This is a genomic window from Streptomyces monashensis, assembly GCF_001866665.1.
GTDB classification, from domain to species: domain Bacteria; phylum Actinomycetota; class Actinomycetes; order Streptomycetales; family Streptomycetaceae; genus Streptomyces; species Streptomyces monashensis.
Window position 1 is genome coordinate 226,755 of record NZ_MLYO01000009.1, and the last position, 24,204, is coordinate 250,958.

Genomic DNA, 24,204 nt, shown 5'->3' on the forward strand with positions numbered 1-24,204 from the left:
CCGCCGGGTCGCGCGAGCCTGTCCGCCGACTCCGACGGCGCGTACGCGATGGTGCAGAACGACGGCAACCTCGTCGTCTGCAAGAACACGGGAGGCCCCGGCAAGGGCGGTGCCCTCTGGGCCACCGGCACCAACACCACGGCGCGATGACCAATCCCTGATCGCTGCCCTGCGCTGATGGGGCCGCGCACACCGCGGCCCCATCAGCGCAGGACCAAGGCGCCCCGTCCGGTGGTGGGAGAGCCTGGCAGCGCGCAGTTTCGGGGGCAGCTTCCTGCCGGGCGACGTCATCGGCGTGACGGTTGCCGCACACAGACACCCCGTACCGTTTCCGCCACGGTGGAAGGCGGCTGGTCGGGCTGGTAGCCGGGCACGTCGACGGACACGGTGCGGGGACCACGCCATCCTGGTCAAGAACGTTTACACCAGCCTGGTCCCCCCGCTCGCGCCGGGACCGGAAGCCGATCTCCAGCCGCTCCTTCGTGGTCAACGGTTCACCCCTGCACGCGCGGCGGTGATCCCTCCCAGGGCAACGGCGCATCGACGACCTTCGCCTGCTCCCCGCGTCCATGGGGATGGTGGGTTGCGCAGTTGAGGACCGCTGGTTGAACGATGAAGTCGCAGTCGCAGCTCGGAGCTGTCACCCACGGCCCGCGCGTATGAGACCACTCTGACCGCCGACAAGGGTCGTTCCCTCTCTTCCTCTTCTCCTGTCGCTCAGCGCAATATCAGTGATGCCGAGTCGCCGATTCTGCATGGCGGTCCTGCGCCCGGTTACCGGCTCAGCGACTTCCTGCCGCAGCAGGCGGCCGTGAGAGGTCCCGGGGCCTGGCGGGAGAGCGGTGACGGCATCCCCGGTGGCCACTCACCATGGGGCGGACGGCGTGCCGTCAGGCTCCAGGCCGTGGGGCCAAAGCCGAGCCATATCCCGGGCGAGCGGGAGTTCCAAGTAGTGTCCGGAGTCGGCGACCTGGCGCCACATGTGCTCGGCCTCGTCGGGATCGATCCACCCTATGTGCGAGGCGGTCTGGATCATGACGATCGGGTCACCGGCGTCGGCGGCCTGCTGGTCAAGGCGTTTCGCCTCCGCCAAGTCCCCGGCCGCCGCCCGCAGAACGGCAAGGTTGCGCATCGCGAAGTAGTTGCCGACGTCGCAGGCCTGTCGGAGCCAGTACTCGGCGCCCTCCCGGTCTCCAGCCAGATCCCGCACGTTGGAGAGCCAATAACGAGCGTCGGAGTGGCCGGCGTGCGCGGCCGGCAGGAAGGCCCGCTCGGCCGCCTCCTGGTCCTTGGTATACCGAGCCCAGCCGAGCTTGAAGGCGATGACGGGGTAGCCGGCCTCGGCGGCCTGCCGTGCCAGCTGTTCGGCCCCTTCCTGGTCTCCGGCTTGCTCCCGCATCCAGGCGATCAGGAACATGGCTTGGGGGTCGTGCTCTTCAGTGGCGAGCCGGTGCCACCGCTCGACTTCGTCCTTGTCGGCGATCTCGCGCCACAGCCCAACGTACAGGGCAATGAAAAAGTCGGCTGCGGTATCGATGTCCTGCCGGTACAGGCGTTCGACGCCCGTCCAGTCCCCGGCCGCTGCTCGACGCTTGGCGAGCTCGAATACGGCCATGCTGTCGCCGGCGTCCGCGGCCCGCTGGAAAAGTCGTAACGCTTGCGTCTGGTCCCCGGACATCTCGGCATATCTGGCACGCTGGTACAGGAACGCGGGAGATCCGGTGCCGATGGCCAACTGCTGCAGGCGATCGGCAGTGTCCCGGTCTCCTGCCTCCCGCAGCCTGTGCGCGAGTTGCGACAGAACGTGTGGATCACCGGAAGCATGCCCTTCCGAGTACAGACGCCCGGCCGTGTCCCAGTCCTCGGTCAACCATGCGAACCGGGCCAGGACATCGGGGTCGCCGGTACCGCTGGCCTTGCCCCAGAGTTGGGAAGCATGGCGCAAGCGAAACCGTCGCATAGCCGCCTCCGCGAAGACGGCGAGGTGGCCGGGCGCGGTGAGGTGGTCGAGCGCGGACTGCCAGAGGGATGCCGGGGGGCACAAGCGACCGCGTTCGGAGCGAGCGTGTTGTTCAAGGTAGTCGGCGAGCTCGTAGCGAGGCTTGGGTGGTGGGGCCGTTGCAGGTTCCGAGGCTCCACGGGTGTGGTCGGAACGGGTGCGACGCAAAGGAGCCATGTTGCCGTGGACGGTACTGGTCAGCTCGACGAGGGCCTGCTCCAGCCAGTCGTCGGCGAGGGCGTAGTACTCGGAATCGGTCAGGTAGTCCTGGGCCGCGTCTTCGAGGAAGGCGGCCGGCAGGGGGAAAACCGCGCCGAGGCGGCGGGCGTCCATCGCGGCAAGAAGGACAGCGCGGCCGGCCGGGGAGGCGGTGCGGTAGCGGTGCAGCAGTTCGGGTGCTCCGGCCAGGAACTGGGTCACCGCACCGGCATCGGAGCGTTCCAGAGCCTGGGCGAGTTGCCGGTCGCCGTCCGCCGCCAGCCTTCGGGCGGACTCCAGCGCGGCGGTGTCGAAGGCCTCCGGCACGTTGATGTGACGGCCGGCCAGGAGCGCACGGACTTGCGGGTGTGGATCCGGGTCCTGGGGGCCGGGGCGCCGGGTGTAGGCGCGGGCGTACTCGGGCCACAGCGTGCCCAGCACCAGCACCGGGCCGCGCCCGGGATCGGTGAGCAGGCCGTACAGGGCACCGGCGATACGCTCACCGACACCCGAGCCGGCACCGAGATAGTGCTGGGCCTCGTTGAGCCACACCACCGTGTGCGCTTCCACGTGGGCGATGCCGTCGAGTGCCGACCCGGCGCGGGTGGGATCGAAGGGGTGCCACAGCCGCCACCCCAGGGACGCGAGCGGCTGAACGGCCTCCCAGCACGCCCGGGTCTTGCCCGTCGAGGAGGAACCGACCAGCACAGCCATCGCGCTCGTGCCGGCCACCGCACGCTCGACCACCACCGCCAGGTCCTCGTCGTGTGCGCGCCGAACATACCCGGGTAGGCGCGCAACTCCACGGGCATTTCCCATGGTTGATGGGACATCGACAGCGGGGTGGATCTCCAGATCCAGCGGATCCCACTCGTTGATCGGCCGCCCGAGCCGACTGTGCTGCCACGCTTCTCGGCCGACCGCGTCGGCATGCAGGTCAAGCAGCTCATCGACGTTCAGATGCAGCGCCTTCGCCAGTGCACCGACGGTCTCGGCACTCGGCGCCGGCGCCGAGTTGCTCAACGCCTGGCTGACCGTGGTACGGCCCAGGCTCGCAGCGCGTACGAGGTCTTGCTGCGAGCGCAATCTCGATGCGGCAAAGCCCTTCCTGAGCCGAGCCCGCAGCTCGGCCAGCGCCGCCGCACCCTGCACCCTGTCCGACACGGCCCCCTCAGCTCTCTGTACGGCTCAGCTCCCGTTCGACAGTGTTCATCATCGTTCACCGAACGGCGTCGAACGTCCATCGGTTCAACCTGTCCCTCGTCACCACCGCACACGACGAAGAGGACAACAACCGTGACCGACCACGCCGCCGTGATCCTGCTGAGCTGTGCACTGATCTCGCTGATCGCAGTCCTGGTCGCGGTCACCGCCGGCTACCTCGCCCGCCGTGACCACGCGACCTGCGCCGCTGCTCTTACCCGCGGGGCCGCAGCCTTCGCCGCCACCCTGGCTCTCGCCGCCACCCTCACGGGCACACTCGCGGGTCTGCTGCATCATTGACACCGTATGGCACGTGGTGACGAGCGCGTGACCGGTACGGAGGATCTACTCCGCGATGTTCTTTGTTCTTCCGTGCACCTCCATGCCGTCGACCGGGCGCGGCACCACCGGCCCCGACACCGCACCCCGCACCGCTTCCGCCACAATGGAAGGCGGCTGGTCGGGCTGGTAGCCCGACAGCCCGGAGCTGCTTGCGGTACTTGTCGTGGTCATAGCCCCGGTCGGCGTAGACGGCGTCCGGTCGCCGACGGGGCCGTCCGCGTCGACCGCGCACCGGCAGGTCGGAGCGGCTCAGGTGGCCACTCCGGGCATTATGGTCGGCCGGAGCGATTCCCGGACATCGGCGATGAAGGCGCCCCTGACATCACCAAGGCGACCACCATCTGACCCTCGCAACGTCCCAGGCGCCAGGCCCCTCTCACTCAACGCGAGCGGAGCCCGACAACGTCTTCCTGCCCGGTCAACTACGTCACGCAGAGCAGCCAACCGAAGTACTCAATGGCCAACCGAGAGGGCCCGGCTGCAGTTCCGTGACGCCTCCGGCTGCTTGAGCTGTCAGCGGCCAAGATTTTTTTCCCCGAGCACGGCCAGTTACCGGCCCCCACTGACGGCCAGTTGAAGTGGCACACGGGGAAGTTCTGTCACAGACCCTGACGCCAACTGCGGGGGCTCGGTTGCTGGTTCGGGGCGTGTCGCTTCCTGTCGGTACGAGCTTCCCGTGCCCACGCGCCCGGCATGCCGCCGAGGCGGAGGTCCGGGACGCAGGTCGCGCCGACGAGGTTACGAATCCTTCGTGAACGCGCTGGCGTGGTCGGCGGCCCACTGGCGAAACGTTCGCGGCGCAGTCCCGAGGATGTCGCGCACCGCCGTGGTGACGTAGGCGGGCTGTCCGACCGCCGCGCCCCACGCGGCGAGCAGCATGTCGATGACCGAGTGGGGCGCCGTGCCCTGCGACAGGTTGCGGAACTCGTCTGGCGTCATTTCCTCGAATGCGATCCTGCGCCCCAGGGCGTCGCCGATGAGGCCCACCTGCGCGGCCTGGGTCAGCGATTCGGGTCCTGTCAGGACGTAGTCCCCTGTGTATCCGTCCTGATGGAGCGTCTGTGCTGCGACGGCTGCGACGTCGCGGTCGTCGACGGGTGCCGTCTGGGCGGCGCCGTACGGCCAACGGACGACTTCGCCCGCGCGGATCGCGGGCGCCCACCAGGCCAGTGAGTTCGATGCGAGCATCCCCGGCCGGATGATCGTTGACTCGAGTCCGGTGGCCGCGATGAGTCGCTCGATGCCGGCGTGCAGGTCCGCCATGGGATTGGGCTGCTGGAAGAAGGGGTGTGGTGTCTGGTGCGGGGAGGAGAGGAAGACGACCCGCCGCACGTGGGCTGCCAGGTGCGCCACGACTTGGGCGGCGGTCTGGGGCGGAGCGGTCCAGACGAGGAGGACCGCTCCGGCGCCTTTCAATGCCGGTTCGAGCGAGTCGGGCGCGGTGAGGTCGCCGGTGAAGACCTCCACGTTCGCCGGCAGTGTCGCAGCCGCCTCCGGACGACGGGTGAGGGCGCGGACCGGCACGCCCGCGTCGAGGAGTTGGCCGATGACGGCGCGGCCGATCCGGCCCGTCGCCCCGGTCACGAGCACGGAGGAACTGTCTGTCTGGCTCATGCCACCCATGAAAACGTTACTCGGTTAAAAAAGCAACCTGGTAATGATGGATGTTATGGTGGTCAGATGAGCGAGCCGACGGGTCTGCGGGCCCGCAAGAAGGAGCGGACACGCGACGCCATCGCCGACGCGGCCGTATCGCTGTTCCTGGAGCACGGCTTCGACCGCGTCTCGGTCAATGAGATCGCCGCGGCCGCCGAGATCTCCAAGCCGACCCTTTTCCGGTACTTCCCCACCAAGGAAGACCTGGTACTGCACCGGTTCGCGGACCATCAGGGCGAGGCGGCCCGCGTCGTACGTGGCCGCGAGTCCGGCATCGAGCCGGTGACAGCGCTGCGCCGGCACTTCCGGGCCGCCCTCGACCGCTACGACCCCGTCACCGGCCTCAACGACCACCCGCAGGTGGTGGCGTTCCATCGGCTGGTGTTCTCCACACCGAGCCTGGCGGGACGACTCACGCGGTACCAGCTCGAGGACGAAGAGGCCCTGGCGGACGCCCTCGGCGAAGGCATCCAGGCACACGTGCAAGCCGCTCAGGTGCTCGCGATACAGCGGGTGCTCGCTCGGGCCAACTGGCAGAAGATCGCTGACGGTCGAAGCGCCGGCGACGTTCACCCCGAGGCCGTGGCCGACGCCGACGAGGCATTCAACCAACTGCAGTGACAGGCGGAGCAGGCCCTGGTTTCCCTCCGATTTTGACCCCGATCCCGTGGTCACGGAAGGTGACGGAGCTGCGGCCAGGTGACTCTCCGTCAGGTGGCCGTGGGGAATGTGACCTGGCCACCGACAACCTCGAGAGGCGAAGTCTTGCCCACCGCAACCGGGGCATCAAGAACGGCCCCGATCGCCGCCCCGGCCTGTGGCACGCCATCCACACCGCCCCGGCCCCGGCGTTCGAGCAACCCGATGCTCGTGAGGAACCCGTAGCTCAGGCAATCGCCGCGTCCCAGGCGGCTGCGCCGGCGCCGGACACCAGCCGCCCGACGGGCGAACCGTTCGAGTCCACCGCTCATGGCACCGACGAGAAGTCCGACGCGTCGGCATCGAAGCGGGCCGCGTCGTCCGCTCCACCGCCTGCCCAGTGTCCCGCAGCGCTCCCGCTGAAAGACGTCACCCCCACGGCCGCCTCGCCCGGCGGAAGCGGGCGCCCCGCCCGTGGAGCCCTCCGGCAGCTTGTCATCGTCCACCTCAACGCCGGTCCTTGCGCGCCGCTCCGGTAGGCAGTGCTGTGACTTCCTTTCTGTGTGACCCCCACCCGGATCCGCTCCCGGACCGCGGCAGGACATGCTCGTTTCGGATGACGCGACAGCGGGGCTGGACAAGGTCAACCCTGCCCAGCCCCGCTTCGGGGCCGAACGCGCCGTGATCGGCTGCGGACCCGCATCAGCTCACGTCAGCTGACCTTCACGGTGACGGGCGAGGAGTGGAAGGTGCCGGACTTGGTCGCCACCCGCACCTGCTCCGTACCCTTGTTGGTGAATGTCCGCCTGATCGTGTAAGTGCCGTTCTTGTTGACGGCCGCCGTGGTCCTCAACGTGGTCCACTTGCCGTTGCGCATGCGCTGGAGCACCAGCGCGGAACCGGCCTTGATGCCCCTGACCCGGCCCGTGAACACCACGGTGTTGCCCACCTTGACGGCCTTGCGGTTGGCCGAGACGGTGATCGAACCCATCGCGGTCGGCATCCGCGACGGCTTCATGCTCGGCATGCCGGTGCGGGTCACGGAGGGCTTGGGGGTCGGCGTCCCGGTCGCGGCGACGGCACCGGCCGTACCGGTCGACAGCAGGGCGGCGGACAGAGCACCGGCGGCGAGCGCACGGGCGTGGCGGCTTCGGGTCTCGCTCATTGTGGGTCTCCTGGCTTCGTCTTGAGTTCCCCCCTGGGAGCGAGTCAGCCATTCGGGCGGCTCGCGAAACCAGGCTGGCCCAAGCACGGAGGACCGGCATGTCGAAGCGAGTACGTCAGCCGTTGAAACGCCCGTCGCTTCCCATAAAGCCGCAGGTCGGCGACGCAATCTCCCACCACCCGCGGCTATCTCACGTTTACCACGCATCACTGAAATGGCGTAATTACGTTACATAGAGTAACCGTCGTGGAGTTGCTGGGATGGCCGACCTCTTGATCATGCAGCCCGGATCGAAGTCCCGCCGTTCGTGCCGTCCGCACCCCTCTGTGACAGCGTGGCGCAGGACTTGAGCCGCTCAGTCGTCCATGTGGTGACGCAGCCAACTCGTTCGGCGAAGCGCGCGTCGGTTGCCCGGTCGCTCACAGCATCCACGCCTGGACCAACGTTGAACCCTGCCAGGCGGCCACCGCCGCAAGGGAACTCGTCCAAGCGAACGCGTCATCCCTTCGGCGGAGATCGGTCAGGGCAATAAGCCTGCCCGGACCGCACCTGTGCCGCAGTGCGTGCCGGTCGCTGGAGGCCACCCGTTCGGGGGTGTTTGCCGGGCGAGGGTCGGCCGCGCCGGGTTCTTCTGGTGTGGTGCCCGTCCGGCAGGCAAGAGACCGGTCGGGCCCCAGACAAGGAGAAACCGTGTCTCAGCACAGCATCAGGCAGTACAAGGACGCTCACACCGTCATCTACGGCGGCACCGGCCTGGACCGCAACGTCACCGAGGAGCAGGCCGGCCACGCGGCTGCCTGGGAGGCTACCCGGAAGCTGAAGGAGTCCGGGCAGCCGATCGACAACCAGAGCCTGACCAACACCCTGGAGGCGCTGGCGCGCCAACAGGCCGAACGGCTCATGACCGACCTCGGCCTGGACCACCTTGACGAACAGCAGGTCAAGCGCCACGCGGCGGCCGCAGCGGCGCGCATCGCCCCGGAGTTCGCCACCGCCTGACCGCATCGGCTCGCCCCCTCCGGTTCTCCCTCACCGGAGGGGGCCACCGTCAACCTCCCCATGTTGTGAGGCACAGGTGAAACCTGGCGCCGCTGGCATGCTTCGGAACTGCATTCCAGGGGACACCACATGACCGTTGACACCGACGCGTCGCCGTCGCCCCGGACCGGGACGGCACCTGCCCGGCAGTAGGCAGCCTGAATCGCTTCTTCGAGGACTCCTGCGACCGGACCCCGCACGCCGTCGCCCTCGAATGCGGAGAGCAGTGGCTGACCTGTACCGAACTGGACACCCGGGCCAACCAGATCGCCCACCGGCTGCGTGGTCTCGGCCTCGGCTCGGACAGTAGTGTGGCACCGGGCCGGACTTGACCAGCGCATCAGGCGCGGAGCGCCAGCCGTTTCCACGGCGCCAGACCCACGCGGCCCTGGGCGCGGGATGTCACAGCCCCGGCGCACTCCAGAGCGGGAACCAGCGGCCGAGATCCTGTTCGACCCGCAGGTCGTTGCCGATCACCGTCTTCACCTGGAGCTCCATCGCGTTGTCGCGTTTTTCACCTGGCAGTGGCGAGAAGGGGTAGAAGGTTCCCCGCTTGTACAAGTACACGAGCGCGAGCCTGCGGCCCTCCGGGTTGGCGAAAGCGACCAGAGAGCACAGCAGTTGCGGGCCGAAGCCGTTGTCCTGCAGGGCGGTGTTCACCGCGTGCAGGTCGTTGACAAGGGAGACGATGTCGTCCGGCGACTGTCGGGAGAGCAGCCAGGTGTAGCCGTAGCTGTCGCGGCTGATCTCGACCGGCGTGCCCTGGTCGGCGTTGAGCAGCGCCTGAACGTCCTGCTGGACCTGGGCGAAGGCGCCACCCTCTGCGGCAGCGAAGCACACCGAGCCGAGGCCGGTCGGAGTGAAGCCGGCTGCAGCCTGGAGGGTGATCGCGGCGGAGGGCAGGCCGAAGAGCTGGTCGAGGTCGGGTCTGACGGGCTTGGTGCGGCCGAGCAGCGCGTCGAGAAAGCCCATGGCGGAGCTGTTCCTTCCTGGTCAGGGCGTCGGGCGTCAGCGGCCCAGCTCGGCGGAGATGCGGCCGAGCTGGTCGAGTCGCTGCTCCAGCGTCGGGTGGGTGGAGAGCAGGTTGCCCGCGCTCTGCCGCGCGGAGAAAGCCGGGGCGAAGTAGAAGGCGTTGAACGGCTCGGCCTGGCGCAGGTCGCGCGTCGGGATCGCGCCCATCGCGCCGGTGACCTTGGTGAGCGCCGAGGCCAGCGCGGAGGGGCGGCCGGTGAGCAGCGCCGCCGAGCGGTCGGCGGACAGCTCGCGGTAGCGCGACAGCAGGCGCGTCAGCAGGAAGCTGACCGCGTAGACGACGGCGCTGACCGCGATGACCACCAGCAGGGCCAGGCCCTCGTCGTCACGGTCGTCGCGGCGGTCACCGAACCCGCCCCACAGACCAAACTGAAGGCCCATCCGTGTAAGGAAGCCGGCCATCACGCCGAGGAATCCGGCGATCGTCATCACGGCGACGTCCTTGTGCGCAACGTGCGAGAGCTCGTGCGCGAGCACGCCCTCCAGTTCCTCCGGCTCCAGACGGCGCAGCAGGCCGGTGGTGGCACAGATCACAGCATTGTTCGCATTGCGGCCGGTCGCGAATGCGTTCGGGACGTCGCTGTCGGCGACGGCGACCCGGGGCTTGGGCATGTCGGCCAGGGCACAGAGACGATCGACCGCGCCGTGCAGTTCCGGGTACTCCTGCTCGGTGACCTCACGGGCGCCCATGCTGAACGTGGCGATCTTGTCGCTGAACCAGAACTGCGCGATGAAAATGCCACCCGCGATGACGGCCACCAGCGGCCAGGCACCGCGTAGCAGCACGAACAGCGCCCCGACAAAGACCACGTAGAGCAAGCCGATCATGAACATCGTGGCCACCATGCGGCTGGTCAGGCCCCGGTCCGGCGCGAATCTCGTCCCGCTCATCGCCCATGCTCCACTTCTGTTCGGACCCCCGCTGGATCCCACTGTGGTGACGTTCGACAAGCCCCGGAAGTTCCCATGCGGCGTGGCCGACGTGAGGATCTCGGATGTGCTGGAGGGCAGCTGCGGCAGCAGGGGTGCCCTTTCCTGTATAGCCGCCCCTGTATAACCGCCGGAGCGCGATCGGAGAGAACCCACCTAAAGCGGTCGGCCGACTACGGCCTCCCGTGAGCTGTCACTGCGCGACAGCCTCGCGAGCGGGTGGGCCGATGGCCGCGCCGAGCACAGCGTTGTTGGGCAGCAGCACCTGACCGTCCTCCGTATGGAGTTGGACGAACAACAGGGTCATGTCCGTCACCTCGCCCTCGATCCGGCCTCCGAGGGGTCCGGACTGAATGCTGATCCGCTCTCCGATCGCGAAGGGGTGCGAGACGAGCAGTACCAGACCAGCGCAGATATTGCCGAGGACCGGCTGCGCGGCGATCCCGAGGATCACTCCAGTCAGCGCGCCGCCCAGCAGGAGCTTTTCCCACGGCACTCGGATCAGGCTGAGGGCGCCGAGGATGACCAGGGCATAGCCGCACAGCAGGCAGATGACCCGCAGCGCGGCCGACCGGCTGTCGCTGATCCGCCCGGTCAGAAGCTTCACCAGATCGTCCGTGGCCCCACGCACCGCGATCAGCGCGCCCACCAGGAAGACGCACGCGCTGATGCCGGCGACCACCCGGGACGTCACCGAATCGTGGGTGTGCGGGCTGCCCAGCAGGCCGCCGAAGTTGAGCGACACAACCAGTCCGCCAACGGCGAGAGACGTGGTGGCGACGGCCCTCCTGGTGCGAATCACCCCACGCCACTGCAGGCCGTGCCCGATCATGGCCCCACCAGCGCGTTCGTGGCTGCGCTTCATCTCCGCCCCTCTGCGTTCGAGCATGTCGCGGGGCACGTTACTTCACACCCGGTACGCCCTCTTGGAGACGGCGGCCTACCGCACAGCAGGTACACGGGGGTACCCCGTAGACAGGGGGTGCCCCGGTGGACCTCCTTCGTGCCCCGGCGTCCACTCGTCGGTGGTCTGCATACAGACGTGGTGTGCGAGGCGGCCCGGGTCTACGGCGCAGGGGCCGAATGTCCGCCAGGACGCTCGGCACTCTGAGGACGACGCGGCCCTCGGCCTGGGTGCCCAGGCTCGACACCCGGCGACCCGGCAAGCAGGCAGAGGCCGACGCTGAGGAAGAATGGGGCGCTTGTCCCCCGGCGCGTGTCGTGCTCATCTTCGTAGGTTTCCGCATCAGCCCCTACCGATCGCCCGGAGTGCGGCTGCCGTTCGGCCACGGCCTCCTCACCGCATCCGCGGGCGTTGCCAGGGCCGGGAACGGGTGCTGTCCTGCAGCGTGTGTGCCTCGCTGCTGCTGTCCGGCCGGGCGGCGCCTGGTCCGGCAAGCCGGTGAAGCACCTCTGCGCAGCCTCACGTCGCACAGGTGATCCGGACAGCGTCCGCCAAAGGTGTCTTGAGGGCCGTCCGGGCCGGAGCCCTCAGATCTGCGGCGCTGGTGCAGGTATCGCGGCGGCGGCCGAGGCGGGTTCCCTCGTGTGGCAATCCCCACACACCTGTTCATTTGCGTGATCTTGCAACTAACGTGACGCCCTTTGCGTCCTACCCGTCATCGACAGAGCACCCGACGACCGACCGGACGGACTGGGCACGTGCAAGATCAGCAAGCCGGAGCGACCGACAGCGGCGAGGTGTGGCGGCAAGGTCAGCAGCCCGCACATCTCGGCTGGGGGGTGTCGTCGCCCGCCACGACGTACCGATTTTCTCCGGCGGAGACAGAAACCAGGCGCTCCGGCCGCAGAGGGTGTCTGGTGGGTCTGGCCCTCGCAGCCGTACTCGTCATCGCCGCTGCCCTCGGTGCCGTCTGGTGGCTGACCCGACCGCCCGCACTGCCCACCATTCCCGGTCAGTATCTGGCGACCGTTCAGTCAGCCACCAAGACCTGCCCGGAGCTGAGCGTTCCGATGCTGGCCGCGCAACTCGACGCGGAGAGCCACTGGAATCCGAAGGCGGACTCCGGCAAAGCCCAGGGCATCGCGCAGTTCCAGCCATCGACCTGGGCGGAGTGGGGGAAGGACTACACCGGCGACGGCCGGGCCGACGTGTGGAACCCACAAGACGCCATCCCGGCCCAGGGCGCCTACATGTGCCACCTGTTCAAGGAGGTCAAGGGCGTCCCCGGCGACCCCACCCAGCTCGCACTCGCCGCGTACAACGCCGGCCCCAACGCGGTACTCAAGGCCCAGGGCATCCCACAGATCCCCGAGACGCAGAACTACGTCAACCGGATCGAGACGCTGATCCCGAAGTACACCCAGACCTACGCCAAGCAGATCAGCGCGTCGCCCAACCCTCCGGGCGACTGAAGCCCCCTGCTCCGAGTCAGATGATCAACGGCCCCGGACCCGGCATCGTCACGAGAACCCGGGCGGACGACCGGTTCTGCTGGCCGGGCTCGACGCCTGGCGACGGCTGTGCCGTCGGCTCCTGGTCGCGGCCTCCCGTAAGCGATTCCTGGGCACGCTGCCGGCGGACCCGGCGACCGCGATCCCCGACCGCCACGCGCCCGGAACGCGGCGACTGCCGCCGCATCCGCGATCACCGCCGCTCAGGGAGCCTGGGCCGTCCGGGTGCACGAGGTACCCCGGGGGCGTGCGCGCGTGTCGTCTCGGTGTCGGTCGTGTGCTGTCACCTCGCCCCGGGATCAGTTGTGCCGCCAGCCTCAGCGTGTGCCCGCCCGGCGGGGGGACCGCCCCCTCCTTGACCATCCGGACCGGCAAGCCCCAGCCTGCTCGCGGCCTCTTCTGACATCCGCCCCGACGTTCGCAACACCTTCCTCGAGCTCGCTTTCCGTCCGGGGCATGGTTTCCGGGCCGACACTCTGTGCAGGTGTCGGCACATCCGTTGTCAGGTTCCTGGGGCGTACGCGACACCGAAGCCGAACTCGCGGCGCTGACCGGGTTCCAGGGCAAGTGCAGCGACGTGTTCGGGGCGGTTGAAGGCGTTGGTCATCGTCTCGACGGGTTCAAGGGCGATGGAGGCGCGCCGGTCTCGGGCCAGCGTGTCTCCGGTGAAGACATGCATGTAGCCGCCGTACTGCCACACCAGCAGTTCCTCGCCGGTCGCCGGATCGGTGAGTACTGTCTCGATCCGTCCGTCAGGGCCAGGGGCCAGGTCCGCGTAGCAGGCGTCGATGACCGCGTCGCCGAGTCGCTTCGGTGCCCGGAAGTCCATGTCGGGGCAGTCGTCCAGTGGAAGCAGGGCGGCATCGCCGGGCAGTGGGATGAGGGATGCGTCGGTGCGGATCAGGGTGTGCGCGGGGACATGCAGGACCAGGTCATCGATGGGGTGCGACAGAGCGAAGTAGGGGTGCCAGCCCATCGCGTAGGGGGCGGTGGTGTCCCCCACGTTCGTCGCCCGGATCAGGATACTCAGCTCGCGGTCGGTAATGGTGAATTCGGCTTCGAGGTCGAGGGCGAACGGGTAGCCGGGGTATCGGCCCGGTCTGATGCTCGTGGTGTGGAGCAGGAGGCGGGCGGAGTCGGCCGTCGTGGTGGAGTGGACGAGTTCGAAGGGTGTCTCGCGGGCGAAGCCGTGGTAGATCGTGCGGTCGCCATGGTGGCCGGGCAGCAGGTCGTGGCCGTGGCCGTCGTAGCGGTAGCGGCCGTCGGCGACGCGGTTGGTGAAGGGGGCCATCAGGCCGGCTCGTACGCCGTCCTGGGAGAGGAGTTCCTTTTCGTCGCGGTAGCCGTCCGTCAGCTCCTTCAGCGGCCCGGTCTCTTCGCGCCTGACCTGCCAGCTCAGCAGGGTTGCTCCGCGCAGGGCGAGGACGGCGCGGACGGTGTCGTCCGGCGCGGAGATGGCAAGGGTGGGTTCGCCGCCGAGGCGGTCCTCGGCGATCCGGTACTCGGCGGTCATTCCCCTGGTGTTCCTCTCAGGTCGTTTCGGGGGCGAGCCTCTTCGCGCCCGTCATGATGGCCACGGCGTCCTCCATGGAGTGCGACTGTGGGGTGATCACGCCCGCGCAGCCTCCGAGTCGCTGGATGTGGATGCGGTCGGCGACCTCGAACACGTTGGGCATGTTGTGGCTGATGAGGATGATGCCGAGGCCCTGGTCGCGCAGGTCGCGGACGAGTTTGAGGACCTGGCCGGTCTCGCGGACGCCTAGGGCGGCGGTGGGCTCGTCGAGGATCACCACGCGGCCGCCGAAGGCTGCCGTGCGGGCGACGGCCACGCACTGCCGCTGGCCGCCCGAGAGGGTCTCCACGGCCTGGTTGATGTTCTGCAGCGTGCCGATACCGAGCCGCTTGATGTGGTCGGCGGCCTGACGCTTCATCTCGCTGGTGTCGAGCATGCGGAACACCGAACCGAGCACGCCCTTGCGGCGGATCTCCCGGGCGAGGAACAGGTTGCTGGCGATGTCCAGCGCGGGGGCGACGGCCAGGGTCTGGTAGACCGTCTCGATGCCCGCTTCGCGGGCGTCCTGAGGCCGTTTGAAGTGGACCTCCCTGCCGCCCACGAAGAGGCTGCCCTGGTCGGGGACGAGGGCTCCGGACAGGCACTTGATCAGCGTGGACTTGCCGGCGCCGTTGTCGCCGATGACGGCGAGGACCTCGCCGGGGTGGAGGGTGAGGTCGACGTCGTTCAGGCCGACGACCTTGCCGAAGAGCTTGACCAGGCCCTTGGCCTCGAGGACGGGGGCGGTGGCGGTGGTCACGACTTCACACTCCGGATCCACTGGTCGACGGAGACAGCCGCGATCACCAGGATGCCGACTGCGAGGACTTGGTAGTTGGGGTCGATGCCGGCCAGCGCCAGGCCGTTGACGAAGACCTGGACGATGAGGGCACCGATCAGCGAGCCGAGCACCACTCCGCGTCCGCCGAACAGGCTGGTGCCGCCGATGACGACCGCGGTGATGGACTGCAGGTTGGCGTTGAGACCGCTGTTGGGGTCACCGCCGCCGACCCGGCCGACCAGGATCCAGGCGCCCACGGCGATGGCGAAACCGCCGACCATGTAGGCGCTGAGCAGCACCCGGTTGACGGAGATGCCGGCCAGGCGGGCCGCCTCGACGTCGTCGCCCACGGCGTACAGGTGCCGGCCCCAGGCGGTGTAGCGCAGGGCGTAGCCGATCACCGCGTACAGGGCGATCATGATCAGGACGCCGTTGGTCAGGTTCAGCTGCCCCAGTGAGACCGTGTTGGCGGTCCACATCAGGATGTTGCCCGGCTGCAGGGCGATGGTCTGGCCCTTGGCGTAGATGAGGGTGATCGCGGTGAAGATGCTCAGTGTGCCGAGGGTGACGATGAACGGCGGCAGCTTGATCTTGGTGACCAGCAGTCCGTTGAGGGCCTGCGCGGCGATGGCGACGGCCGCCCCGGCGAGCAGGGCCATGACGCCCGGCCAGTGGTTGTCCGCGACGAGCTTCGACATCAGCAGCGAGGCGAGCACCATGATCGCGCCGATGGACAGGTCGATGCCGGCGGTGAGGATGATGACCGTCTGCCCAACGGCCAGCGAGCCGATCACGGCTACCTGCTGGATGACGAGCGAGAGGTTCTGCAGCGCGTAGAAGCGGTCGTTGACCAGGGAGAAGACCACAGCGGCGAGCACCAGGACGATCGCCGGGCTGAGGGCCGGCTGGCGGTGCAGCACCGAGTGGATGCGCTGGGTGAGGGTGGCGGGCCGGTTGAGGAGCTCCTCCGCCGGTGCCGGTGTGGCTTGAGGGTCCACGTGGGTGGTCACAGGGGGTCCTTCCGGTTCTTTCCCTCGTGTGGGCCTTCATGGGGCTCATGGAACTCATGCGGTGCGGTGCGGGTGCGCCGCCGGTGTGTATCCGCCGGCGGCGCACCGGGATCGGACCGGGTCAGTTGCCCCAGCAGGCAGAGGCGGCCTGCGACGGGGTCTGGACGGTCAGGCCGCCGAGGGGCTTGGCGGCGGCGAGGGCGGTGCCGGTGTCGTAGAAGGACTTGCCGCCGGTCACACTGGGCTTGCTGCCGCCGCGGGCCAGCTTGGCGATCGAGTCGACGCCGAGGGACGCCATCTTGCCCGGGTACTGCACCGCGTCCGCCGCGAACTCGCCGCTGGTGAGGTTCTTCAGGCCGGCGCAGCTGCCGTCGATCGCGTAGATCGCGACGTTCTTCTCCTTGCCGGCCGCCTTCAGCGCGTTGTACGCGCCCTCGCCGGCGGGTTCGTTGATCGCGTAGACGACGTTGATGTTCGGGTTCGCCGACAGGCAGTTCTCCATCGCGGTGCGGCCGCCGTCGATGGCGCCCTGGGTGGGCTGGTGGCAGGCGATCGTGTAGCTGCCGCCCTTGCCGCCGGTGTACTTGCCGGACTTGGCTTCCTTGCCGTTCTCGGTCTTGCTGCCCGGGTCGATGCCCATGCCCTCCAGGAAGCCGTGGTCGCGGTTGATGTCCACGGAGACGACCTGGTTGTTGAACAGGTCGAGCATGGCGATCACCGCCGGCTTGCCGTTCAGGGCGGCCGCGGCGTACTGCCCGTCGAGCTTGCCCGCCTGCTCGTTGTCGGTGGCGTAGGTGATGTTCGCGACGCCGGCCGGGTTGGGCGCGGTGTCCAGGGCGATCACGAACAGGCCGGCCTGCTTGGCCCGGTTCAGGGCGGCGTTCACGGCGTCGCCGTTGGTGGTGATCAGGATGCCCTTGTCGCCCCGCGATATGGCGTTGTCGATGGCGGTGATCTGGGTCTGAGTGTCGCCGTCGGTGTTGCCCGCCGCCACCGTGAGACTCACGTTGTCCTTGGCCGCCTGGGTCTTGGCATCCTTCTCCATGCTCACGAAGTAGGGATTGGTGAGCGTCTTCAGGATCAGCGAGACCCCCACCTTGCCGCCGCCCGACGCGGACGAAGAGGAGCTTCCGTTCGAGGAACCGCAGGCCGCGAGCGTGGCGCCGAGGCAGATGCTGACGCCGATCGCAGCCACTCCGGTACGCCGACCGCGGCGGCCCGACACCTGGCTGGAGGAGATGTTCATCGCTTGATCCCTTTCGGAGCCGTCCCTTGGCCGACGCTGAGACAACGTTGACTGGGCGAGATACTGGGCCCGTATGGACGAGCCCGTCAAGACGCTGATAGACATGCGCGGGCAACGAGTAGGTAACGCACAACCGGTTGGAGACAACGATGACTCAGGGCGAGGCCGCGCCCAGGTCCACCCGCAGCCGCCCCACCATGCGTGAGGTCGCGGCACTGGCCGGAGTGGCCATCAAGACCGTCTCGCGCGTGTTCAACGGCGTCCCCACCGTCGATCCGGCGATCGTCACCAGGGTCCGGGAAGCCGCCGACAAACTGGGCTACCGCCCCAACCTCACGGCCAGCAGCCTGCGACGCGGCGACGGCCGCACCGCCACCATCGGCATGCTCGTCGAGGACGCGGCCAACCCCTTCTCCGCCGTCCTGACCCGCACCGTGGAGAACGTGGCCCGCAAACGCGGAGTGCTGGTGCTCGTCGGCAGCCTCGACGAAGACCCGTCCCGCGAACGGGAGTTGGCCCAGGCGCTCATCGACCGCCGGGTCGACGGGCTGGTGATCGTCCCCGCGGGGCGGGACCAGAGCTACCTCATCAACGAGCAGCACACCGGCACCCGCATGGTCTTCGTCGACCGCGAGGCCGGCCTCCTGGATGCGGACGCCGTCGTCTCCGAGAACCGGCAGGGCGCCCTCACCGCCGTCAACCACCTGCTGAAAGCCGGCCACCGACGCATCGCCTACCTCGGCGACCGCGCGTCCATCCCCACCGCCGCCCAGCGCTTCGACGGCTACCGGCACGCCCTGGAAGTCGCACACATCGCGTACGACGACGAGATCGTGCGCCACGTCGGGTCCAGCGAGGAGGCGGCCATCGCCGCGACCGAGCAGGTCCTGTCGCTGCCCGATCCGCCGACGGCGCTGTTCACCAGCCAGAACTTCGTGACCATCGGCGCTGTCCGCGCGCTGCGCGCCATGGGCCTGCAGGACACCGTCGCCCAGGTGGGCTTCGACGACTTCCCCCTGGCCGACATCCTCAGCCCGGGCATCTCCGTCATCGCCCAGGACGTCGAGCAGGTGGGCAGGACAGCCGCCGAGATGCTCTTCCACAGGCTGGACGGCGACGAGTCGCCCACCCGCACCGTCACCGTGCCGACCCGGCTGATCGAGCGGGGCTCCGGCGAGATCCCAGCCGAAGGGCCCTGCCATGACTGAAGCCGTAACCGCCGCCGCACCGCTCCCCGCCGTGACCGTGATCGGCGAAGCCCTCATCGATCTGGTCCAGCTCGACGTGCCCGGGGACTACCGCGCCAGGCCCGGCGGCAGCCCGTTCAACGTCGCCATCGGCCTGGCCCGGCTCGGATACCGCACCGCGCTCATGGCCCGCATGGCCGACAACGCCTTCGGCCGCATGCTGCGAACCCAGGCCGAGGCCGAGGGCATCGACCTGTCCTATGCCCCGGTCGCCACCGAACCCACGACGCTCGCCGTGGTCTCCACGGATCCGGAAGGCCGGGCGAGTTACGACTTCTACCTGGACGGCACCGCGGACTGGCAGTGGACCGACGCGGAGACCGCCCGCACCCCGCAGGACACCGCCGTAGTGCACTTCGGTTCGGTCGCCTCCTGGACGCCGCCGTCCGCCGAGCACATCCACTCCGCCGTTCAGCGCCTGCGCACCGGCGGTACGGCGCTGATCAGCTACGACCCCAACGTCCGTGGCGCCCTCCTGGGCGATCCGGAACGCGGGAGGCAGGCCGTGGAACGCAGCGTCGGCATCGCCCACCTGGTCAAGGCCAGCCGTGAGGACGTCGAGTGGCTCTACCCCGAGATCCCCGTCGAGCAGATCGCCGCCCAATGGCTGGAACTCGGCGCACTCCTCGTCGTCATCACCGACGGCCCCGACGGTGCCCACGTATTCCGGGCCGGAGCAGGAAGCATGAGCCGGGCCGGCCGGAAGGCAGCGGTGGTGGACACCGTCGGCGCGGGCGACTCCTTCACCGCCGGACTGATCGGCGCGCTGCTCCGCCACGGACTGCACACCCCACAGGCACTGGCCACGGCCGACCCGGACGTACTGGCGATCGCGGTGGACGACGCGGTCCTCGTCTCCGCGCTGACCTGCGAGCGCCTGGGCGCCGATCCGCCCACCGCCCTGCCCCGCCCCCGCCTGCCTGCCCAGGCGCCCCTGGAGGTGACGGATCTGACGTTCCCCGATGGCACCGGCCTGGTGGGGACGGGCAGTCCGACTCCACAGCCGGTGCAGTCCGTGAAGAGCTGACGGTCACGCGGCGCAGGATCCCCGGCGGGGCATTGCATCGGGTGAGGAACGTGTGCGACGGAGCGGCACCTCGTCGAGGTGGCCCTGAGGTCACGTGCCCGAGGAGTGGGCGCACGATGCCGGACGGCGGCAGAAGACGGGGATGCCGCAGGAGGTCGGGCACCAGGGAGAAGTGGCGCCTGGCCCTGGACACCTTCGATGAGATGGCCGGGCGGGGGCTGGTGCCGCCGGTGGTGGCCGACGCGGGCTACGGGCAGAACGCTGACTCCCGCAACGGCCCAATGCGGGAAGCCCTCGTCGAAGTAGCAGGGCGCCCGGTCCGAGCCGGAAACGGCCAGCCCCGATCCAGGTGAGCGGGCTCGTCCTGCGATGAGCCGCTCAGCGGCGCGATCAGGTAGTGGGCACCGCCAGGTGACGGCGGAAGGGCGGGCGGGTCAGCAGCCAGGCCCAGGTTGCTGCCGGCAGCGGGCGGATGTGCTCGGCCGCGCAGTGGGTGGCGCCCGGCACGATCCACACCGTGGTGTTCGGGAGGGAGGCCAGGCGAGTGGTGTCGCCCCGTGGGATGTACTGGTCGTCCGCGCCGTTCGCGGCCGGCAGTGGTACGCAGGCGTCCGCGTCGTCCGCAGGAAGGTCCAGCAGCCCCTGGCGGCGCAGGGAGAACGCGGCCAGCATGCCGTCGATCGCGCCCGGCTCCGGAAGGGCGGCCAGGCCGAGGGCGTTGCCCAGGACGCCCGGCATGCCGTACGGGAGGGAAAGTACCTCGATCGGCTCCTCGGGCTCGCCCGCGCCGGTCGGCCCGCCGATGTCCACCGCCGCGTCGACCACGCCCCGCAGAGCCAGTTTGACCGCCCAGTGGCCGCCGAAGCTCAGGCCCAGGTAGGCCACGGGCTCGCCCGAGCGCCAGCCTCGTATCTCACCGACGAGCGCGGACAGAAGGCGGTCGCCGTCCGCGGTCAGAAGGCCCGGCGCCTCGCCCGTGCCGGGCATGTCCACGGACACCACCAGCAGCCCCGTCGCCAGCGCCGTCGCCGCGGCCATGCGGTGCAACTCGACCTTCCAGGTGTCGACCCCACCCGATGGCACCAGCACGCCGGGGCGGCGCCGACGACGGCGGGCCATGAGGTGCACGGGGAGGGAGACCCTGCCTCCGTCCGCCGACAACTCCACGGTCCCGCGCGCGAAGCGCACCGGGAGGCGATGGCCGACGGTCGCGCGTGCGTAGGCGGCGCGCTGATGCTCGTACGCCTCGTGCCGTTCGGGTGCGGCCAGGGCCGGGAAGCGGCCGCGCCCCAGATCTGCGCCGCGCGCAACCACTCCCCGGCGTCCTCCGCCTCCTGGGCAAGTCGCGCCCAGACCGGCACCCAGCCGCGCTGGCCGGTTCCCCACATGTCGGTGATACCGGCCCGGGCGGGAATGCCCCAGGCGGCGAACCGGCGGGCGCGTTCGTCGAAGAGCTCCGAGGGAGCGATGTCGAAGGTGATCACCGCTCTGGACTGGGCGCGTTCCCCGGTCTGGACAACTCGCATTGGACGGCGCGTGCCCCCACCTGCCACACCCCGCAAAAGGCCACGTCAGGAGCGGTCTCAGGAGACCTACGAAGCCATCGTGGAGGCCGCTGCTCAGCTTTTCGAACGCGACGGCTATACCAGGACGACGACGAACCGGATCACTGAGCGCGCCGGGGTGTCCATCGGATCCCTCTACCAGTACTTCCCTAACAAGGATGCGCTGCTGTACGCCGTCGGAGAACAGCACGTACGGCACTTGCAGGCCGAACTCGCCGATGTCGCAGCGGAGTTGCGCCAAGATCTGGCTTCTCTTCCCGCATGTGTCCACACGCTGGTCCGGGTCCTGGCCGAGTTGCACCTGGCCCGTCCCCGGATGCACCGACTGTTGTACGACCAGGCCCCGCGCCCGACGGAGGCCGCCGCCCAACTGCGCGAGGTGCAACGGAGGATCGCCGCCGAGGTCGAGTTCCACCTGCGCCGACTGGGCGTGGGCGGCTCCGATCCGGACCTCACGGCGATCCTTCTGGTGCAGGAGGTGGAGGCGCAACTGCATGGGGCACTGCTCGACCCGCCGCCGGGGCACACGATCGAGGGAGTGAGACAGGCAGTGGAGGTGCTGTGCCTGAAGGCCCTCGCTCCGTGACGCCGACCGAAGCACGCACCACTCGCTCCGCATCCATCTCGACGACCAGCTGGTCGCTGACGTGGCCAAGGCGCTTGGTACCAGTACCAAGAAGGAAACCGCCAGCACCGCCCTGCGCGAAGTGCTGGAGATCCGGCGGCGAGCTCCGGTGCTTGCCCGTCTGCGGGCCGCGACAGCCGAGGGTGTCTTCGACCTGGACCTCTTTGAGGCCAAGGCCTCGTCGATACGGCCCAGCACGCGCCCGCGCAGGGCGGTCAGCTCCACCAACTCACCCCATGTCACCGGTCAGGCTTCCCCGTATCGCCTGGCCGGTAGGGCTCGCAATGCGTGCGTCGAGGTTGCCAATGGCGATCAGGCCGGCCGTCGCGGAACTGCCCCTCATCGGCTTGCGGCGGGCGTAGGAACGGACTCCCGGCACAGCTCAGGCTGCCTCGAACGGCCCTCCCCGGTACTGGGCTTGCCGGAGACTGCCTTCTGGAGGCTCGACGTGGCGCCGTTGACGGCGACGGAACTCAGCGGACGAGCCGGACGCTGGAACCTACGGCTCGGCAGGCCCCTCGTCGCCCCGGCGCGGGGAGACACCGTAGCGACGTAGAGCAAGAGGCGACGGGCACCTCGAGAACGACCTGCGTCGGCCGACGTCGCGGCAGCGGCTTCGCCTCCGGTGACGCCGGCGAACACGGTTGAGCCCATCGGCGACTGTCCGCCGAGCCTGCCGTCGTTCCGGCCAAGGACCACTGAGGCTTTCCGCGCAGCCGTTGACGCTGATTCCCCGGCCGCCGACCGATGGGCCAAGCGTCGCGTGAGGGGCTGCGGGTTGCGAGTCCGGCGACGAGACACTGCACCTTCGTTGGCTTCCCCTGCCCGGCAGTGGAGCGTCAAGGGCGGTCGGCAAGAGGGGCGATCGCGACAGGAGGTGTGCGCTTCCGGTCAGTTGAGGCCGAAGGCCATCAAGGAGGCGCATCGTTTCTCCACAAGCGAATACATGTTCGCCACGCGTTCACCTACCGTCTGTCTCTCGTTCCGGTCTTTCGGGGCCTTCCGGCCTCGGTACTCACAGGGAGTGCAGTCATGGAGTCGTTACGGCATCTCGCTGCCCACCTCGGGCTCGACCTCGCCGCCGTCGGCGTGCTGACCTTCGCCATCTACTATCCGCGCCATCGTCGGCGCGACCTCGTGCCGGCCTATCTCGCCCTGAACACCGGCCTCTTCACCGTCGTCACCGCCCTCGCCGAGGTGCGCAGTGGCGGGGCGGCCCTGGGCTTCGGCCTCTTCGGCGTGCTCTCGATCGTGCGACTCCGCTCCGACGCCGTGCAGCACGAAGAAGTCGCCTACTACTTCACCACCCTTGTCCTCGGCCTGCTCTGCGGACTGCCGAGGCTGCCGTTCGCGCTCACCGGCGGGCTGTGCGCCACCCTGCTCCTCATCGTCTGGGCGGCCGACAGCCCCCGCCTCCTGGCCGACACCCGGCGCGCCGTCGTCACTCTCGACACCGTCCACGAGGACCCGGCCGCGCTCCGCGCCGACCTCGCACGGCGCCTGGGTGAGCCCCTCCACTGGACGGTCATGGAAGTCGACTTCGTCCGGGACCTCACCGTCGTCGACGTCCGCTACCGCGAGAGCACAGCGGCCCCGGCCGGCCGGGGCCACGTGCCCGCCGCCGGACCCGCCCACCGGACCACACCCACCTGGGAAGGCGCATGACCACCGCATCGGTCCGCTCCGCCGCTGCGGTCCGCGCCATCGGCGACGCCGCTCACGGCGCCGGCCCGATCTCGCTCGACGAGCTCAACGAACGGGCCGCTCTCCTCGCGCGTTTCGACCACAGCTACCTGGTGCCCGCGGACACCTTCCTACGCATCGTCGGCCGGCTCACCGACCCGCACCGGCCCGGCGGCCCCTTCCGCGCCCTCGCCATAGACGGCCGACGCGCCTTCCGCTACCACTCCGTCTACTACGACACCCCCGAGCTCCGCTCCTTCCACGACCACCGGCAGGGCCGCCGGCTCCGCTTCAAGATCCGGGAACGGGTCTACACGGACACGGGTGAGCGGCAGTTCGAGATCAAGCTCAAGGGGCCGCGCGGCGACACCGTCAAACGCCGCCTTCCGTTGACCGGAGCGGCCACCCCGCTCGACCCCGACTGCCGGGGGTTCCTCGCCGACACCCTGCGCACCGCGTACGGCATCGGCGCCCCGGCAGCCCTCGAACCGTCCTTGTGCACCGACTACATTCGCGCCACCTTCGTGGCCGACGGCGAGCGCATCACCTGCGACGCGGCACTGGTCTGCGACGACATGCGCACTGGGCGCACCGTGCGGTGCACGGACGACCTCGTTCTCGTCGAGACCAAGACCACCGGGCATCTCACCGAGGCGGACCGCCTGTTGCACGCCCACGGGATACGCCCCGCCGTCTTCACCAAGTACTGCAGCGCCTACGCCGCACTGCGACCCGCGCTCCCCGCCGGCCGTTGGCGCCGCGCCTCCCGCCGTGCTTTCGGTGAGGTGGCCCCGGAGCCGGAGTGTTGAACGGCCGGTGAAGGCCCGGTGGCATGACGGGCCCGCCGCCGG

At 69.3% G+C, this 24,204-nt stretch carries 22 protein-coding genes and 3 pseudogenes; 13 read left to right on the forward strand and 12 right to left on the reverse strand.

Annotation, left to right across the window (positions count from 1 at the left end):
• Window positions 1-865: 865 nt before the first annotated feature.
• Window positions 866-3,361, reverse strand: a complete 2,496-nt coding sequence (locus tag BIV23_RS02370; protein ID WP_079172887.1) for a helix-turn-helix domain-containing protein — start codon at window positions 3,359-3,361, stop codon at window positions 866-868.
• A gap of 132 nt (window positions 3,362-3,493) precedes the next feature.
• On the opposite strand from BIV23_RS02370, the gene BIV23_RS02375 reads away from it, so the two are divergent.
• Window positions 3,494-3,700 (forward strand): hypothetical protein, encoded by a 207-nt coding sequence (locus BIV23_RS02375; protein WP_071379006.1) that lies wholly within the window; start codon window positions 3,494-3,496, stop codon window positions 3,698-3,700.
• Between the two features lie 45 nt (window positions 3,701-3,745).
• On the opposite strand, the gene BIV23_RS53805 is transcribed toward BIV23_RS02375, so the two are convergent.
• Window positions 3,746-3,913 carry a hypothetical protein gene (locus tag BIV23_RS53805; protein WP_177239660.1) on the reverse strand — a complete coding sequence of 56 codons (168 nt, stop codon included), beginning with the start codon at window positions 3,911-3,913 and terminating at the stop codon, window positions 3,746-3,748.
• 567 nt (window positions 3,914-4,480) lie between these two features.
• Window positions 4,481-5,356, reverse strand: a complete 876-nt coding sequence (locus BIV23_RS02380) for an NAD(P)H-binding protein (protein WP_071379095.1) — start codon at window positions 5,354-5,356, stop codon at window positions 4,481-4,483.
• A 66-nt stretch (window positions 5,357-5,422) separates the two neighbouring features.
• Here BIV23_RS02380 and BIV23_RS02385 point away from each other — a divergent pair, with 66 nt between their 5' ends.
• Complete coding sequence (locus BIV23_RS02385) at window positions 5,423-6,019, forward strand: TetR/AcrR family transcriptional regulator (RefSeq protein ID WP_071379007.1); 597 nt, start codon at window positions 5,423-5,425, stop codon at window positions 6,017-6,019.
• 730 nt (window positions 6,020-6,749) lie between these two features.
• Here the strand turns inward: BIV23_RS02385 and BIV23_RS02390 are convergent.
• Entirely contained in the window at window positions 6,750-7,202 is a 453-nt protein-coding gene (locus tag BIV23_RS02390; protein WP_071379008.1) for a hypothetical protein, read from the reverse strand.
• A gap of 690 nt (window positions 7,203-7,892) precedes the next feature.
• On the opposite strand from BIV23_RS02390, the gene BIV23_RS50105 reads away from it, so the two are divergent.
• Complete coding sequence (locus BIV23_RS50105; RefSeq protein ID WP_071379009.1) at window positions 7,893-8,201, forward strand: DUF3759 domain-containing protein; 309 nt, start codon at window positions 7,893-7,895, stop codon at window positions 8,199-8,201.
• 197 nt (window positions 8,202-8,398) lie between these two features.
• Window positions 8,399-8,572 (forward strand): AMP-binding protein, encoded by a 174-nt coding sequence (locus BIV23_RS53810; protein ID WP_107471052.1) that lies wholly within the window; start codon window positions 8,399-8,401, stop codon window positions 8,570-8,572.
• 70 nt (window positions 8,573-8,642) lie between these two features.
• On the opposite strand, the gene pspAB is transcribed toward BIV23_RS53810, so the two are convergent.
• The 3 genes from pspAB to BIV23_RS02410 form a co-directional block, all read right to left on the reverse strand.
• Window positions 8,643-9,212, reverse strand: coding sequence for a PspA-associated protein PspAB (pspAB, locus tag BIV23_RS02400; protein WP_071379010.1), 570 nt, complete (start codon window positions 9,210-9,212; stop codon window positions 8,643-8,645).
• 36 nt (window positions 9,213-9,248) lie between these two features.
• Window positions 9,249-10,163 (reverse strand): zinc metalloprotease HtpX, encoded by a 915-nt coding sequence (gene htpX, locus BIV23_RS02405; protein WP_071379011.1) that lies wholly within the window; start codon window positions 10,161-10,163, stop codon window positions 9,249-9,251.
• Between the two features lie 232 nt (window positions 10,164-10,395).
• A complete protein-coding gene (locus BIV23_RS02410) occupies window positions 10,396-11,067 on the reverse strand; it encodes a mechanosensitive ion channel domain-containing protein (protein ID WP_177239662.1) in 672 nt (223 codons plus the stop codon).
• Between the two features lie 956 nt (window positions 11,068-12,023).
• Between BIV23_RS02410 and BIV23_RS02415 the strand changes: the two genes are divergently transcribed.
• A complete protein-coding gene (locus BIV23_RS02415) occupies window positions 12,024-12,578 on the forward strand; it encodes a lytic transglycosylase domain-containing protein (protein ID WP_245790307.1) in 555 nt (184 codons plus the stop codon).
• A 541-nt stretch (window positions 12,579-13,119) separates the two neighbouring features.
• Here BIV23_RS02415 and BIV23_RS02420 read toward each other — a convergent pair.
• The 4 genes from BIV23_RS02420 to BIV23_RS02435 form a co-directional block, all read right to left on the reverse strand.
• Entirely contained in the window at window positions 13,120-14,130 is a 1,011-nt protein-coding gene (locus BIV23_RS02420; RefSeq protein WP_071379013.1) for an aldose 1-epimerase, read from the reverse strand.
• 16 nt (window positions 14,131-14,146) lie between these two features.
• Window positions 14,147-14,929 (reverse strand): ATP-binding cassette domain-containing protein, encoded by a 783-nt coding sequence (locus BIV23_RS02425; protein ID WP_079172891.1) that lies wholly within the window; start codon window positions 14,927-14,929, stop codon window positions 14,147-14,149.
• Window positions 14,926-15,960: an ABC transporter permease gene (locus tag BIV23_RS02430; RefSeq protein ID WP_071379015.1), complete on the reverse strand. Its 1,035-nt coding sequence runs from the start codon at window positions 15,958-15,960 to the stop codon at window positions 14,926-14,928. The genes BIV23_RS02425 and BIV23_RS02430 overlap by 4 nt, the downstream gene beginning before the upstream one ends.
• 121 nt (window positions 15,961-16,081) lie before the next feature.
• Window positions 16,082-17,206 carry a substrate-binding domain-containing protein gene (locus tag BIV23_RS02435; protein ID WP_071379016.1) on the reverse strand — a complete coding sequence of 375 codons (1,125 nt, stop codon included), beginning with the start codon at window positions 17,204-17,206 and terminating at the stop codon, window positions 16,082-16,084.
• A gap of 149 nt (window positions 17,207-17,355) precedes the next feature.
• Between BIV23_RS02435 and BIV23_RS02440 the strand changes: the two genes are divergently transcribed.
• From BIV23_RS02440 to BIV23_RS45570, 3 genes and pseudogenes are all read left to right on the forward strand, one after another.
• Window positions 17,356-18,414 carry a LacI family DNA-binding transcriptional regulator gene (locus tag BIV23_RS02440; protein WP_071379017.1) on the forward strand — a complete coding sequence of 353 codons (1,059 nt, stop codon included), beginning with the start codon at window positions 17,356-17,358 and terminating at the stop codon, window positions 18,412-18,414.
• Window positions 18,407-19,480, forward strand: a complete 1,074-nt coding sequence (locus BIV23_RS02445) for a carbohydrate kinase family protein (RefSeq protein ID WP_245790308.1) — start codon at window positions 18,407-18,409, stop codon at window positions 19,478-19,480. The genes BIV23_RS02440 and BIV23_RS02445 overlap by 8 nt, the downstream gene beginning before the upstream one ends.
• A 94-nt stretch (window positions 19,481-19,574) precedes the next feature.
• A pseudogene (locus tag BIV23_RS45570) lies at window positions 19,575-19,758 on the forward strand (transposase); the annotation flags it as partial.
• A gap of 112 nt (window positions 19,759-19,870) precedes the next feature.
• Here the strand turns inward: BIV23_RS45570 and BIV23_RS50110 are convergent.
• Complete coding sequence (locus tag BIV23_RS50110; RefSeq protein ID WP_071379019.1) at window positions 19,871-20,794, reverse strand: alpha/beta hydrolase family protein; 924 nt, start codon at window positions 20,792-20,794, stop codon at window positions 19,871-19,873.
• Window positions 20,795-20,947: 153 nt separating this feature from the next.
• Between BIV23_RS50110 and BIV23_RS50115 the strand changes: the two genes are divergently transcribed.
• From BIV23_RS50115 to BIV23_RS02465, 5 genes and pseudogenes are all read left to right on the forward strand, one after another.
• Window positions 20,948-21,631 carry a TetR/AcrR family transcriptional regulator gene (locus BIV23_RS50115; RefSeq protein ID WP_079172892.1) on the forward strand — a complete coding sequence of 228 codons (684 nt, stop codon included), beginning with the start codon at window positions 20,948-20,950 and terminating at the stop codon, window positions 21,629-21,631.
• A 31-nt stretch (window positions 21,632-21,662) separates the two neighbouring features.
• Window positions 21,663-21,845, forward strand: a pseudogene (locus BIV23_RS53490) (type II toxin-antitoxin system VapB family antitoxin); the annotation flags it as partial.
• Window positions 21,846-22,082: 237 nt separating this feature from the next.
• Window positions 22,083-22,226: pseudogene (locus BIV23_RS51480) on the forward strand (histidine phosphatase family protein); the annotation flags it as partial.
• Between the two features lie 476 nt (window positions 22,227-22,702).
• Window positions 22,703-23,335 carry a DUF4956 domain-containing protein gene (locus BIV23_RS02460; protein ID WP_071379020.1) on the forward strand — a complete coding sequence of 211 codons (633 nt, stop codon included), beginning with the start codon at window positions 22,703-22,705 and terminating at the stop codon, window positions 23,333-23,335.
• On the forward strand, window positions 23,332-24,162 hold the full coding sequence (locus BIV23_RS02465) for a polyphosphate polymerase domain-containing protein (protein ID WP_071379021.1): 831 nt from the start codon (window positions 23,332-23,334) through the stop codon (window positions 24,160-24,162). The genes BIV23_RS02460 and BIV23_RS02465 overlap by 4 nt, the downstream gene beginning before the upstream one ends.
• Window positions 24,163-24,204: the final 42 nt, after the last annotated feature.

Bases quoted from the DNA above. Each gene is read 5' to 3' on its own strand.
- BIV23_RS02440 (WP_071379017.1), top strand. From the start codon at position 17,356: ATGACTCAGGGCGAGGCCGCGCCCAGGTCCACCCGCAGCCGCCCCACC.
- BIV23_RS02460 (WP_071379020.1), top strand. From the start codon at position 22,703: ATGGAGTCGTTACGGCATCTCGCTGCCCACCTCGGGCTCGACCTCGCC.
- BIV23_RS02435 (WP_071379016.1), bottom strand. From the start codon at position 17,206: ATGAACATCTCCTCCAGCCAGGTGTCGGGCCGCCGCGGTCGGCGTACC.
- BIV23_RS02445 (WP_245790308.1), top strand. From the start codon at position 18,407: ATGACTGAAGCCGTAACCGCCGCCGCACCGCTCCCCGCCGTGACCGTG.
- BIV23_RS02465 (WP_071379021.1), top strand. From the start codon at position 23,332: ATGACCACCGCATCGGTCCGCTCCGCCGCTGCGGTCCGCGCCATCGGC.
- BIV23_RS02420 (WP_071379013.1), bottom strand. From the start codon at position 14,130: ATGACCGCCGAGTACCGGATCGCCGAGGACCGCCTCGGCGGCGAACCC.
- pspAB (WP_071379010.1), bottom strand. From the start codon at position 9,212: ATGGGCTTTCTCGACGCGCTGCTCGGCCGCACCAAGCCCGTCAGACCC.
- BIV23_RS53805 (WP_177239660.1), bottom strand. From the start codon at position 3,913: ATGACCACGACAAGTACCGCAAGCAGCTCCGGGCTGTCGGGCTACCAG.
- htpX (WP_071379011.1), bottom strand. From the start codon at position 10,163: ATGAGCGGGACGAGATTCGCGCCGGACCGGGGCCTGACCAGCCGCATG.
- BIV23_RS02410 (WP_177239662.1), bottom strand. From the start codon at position 11,067: ATGAAGCGCAGCCACGAACGCGCTGGTGGGGCCATGATCGGGCACGGC.
- BIV23_RS50115 (WP_079172892.1), top strand. From the start codon at position 20,948: ATGTCGAAGGTGATCACCGCTCTGGACTGGGCGCGTTCCCCGGTCTGG.
- BIV23_RS02390 (WP_071379008.1), bottom strand. From the start codon at position 7,202: ATGAGCGAGACCCGAAGCCGCCACGCCCGTGCGCTCGCCGCCGGTGCT.
- BIV23_RS02385 (WP_071379007.1), top strand. From the start codon at position 5,423: ATGAGCGAGCCGACGGGTCTGCGGGCCCGCAAGAAGGAGCGGACACGC.
- BIV23_RS02380 (WP_071379095.1), bottom strand. From the start codon at position 5,356: ATGAGCCAGACAGACAGTTCCTCCGTGCTCGTGACCGGGGCGACGGGC.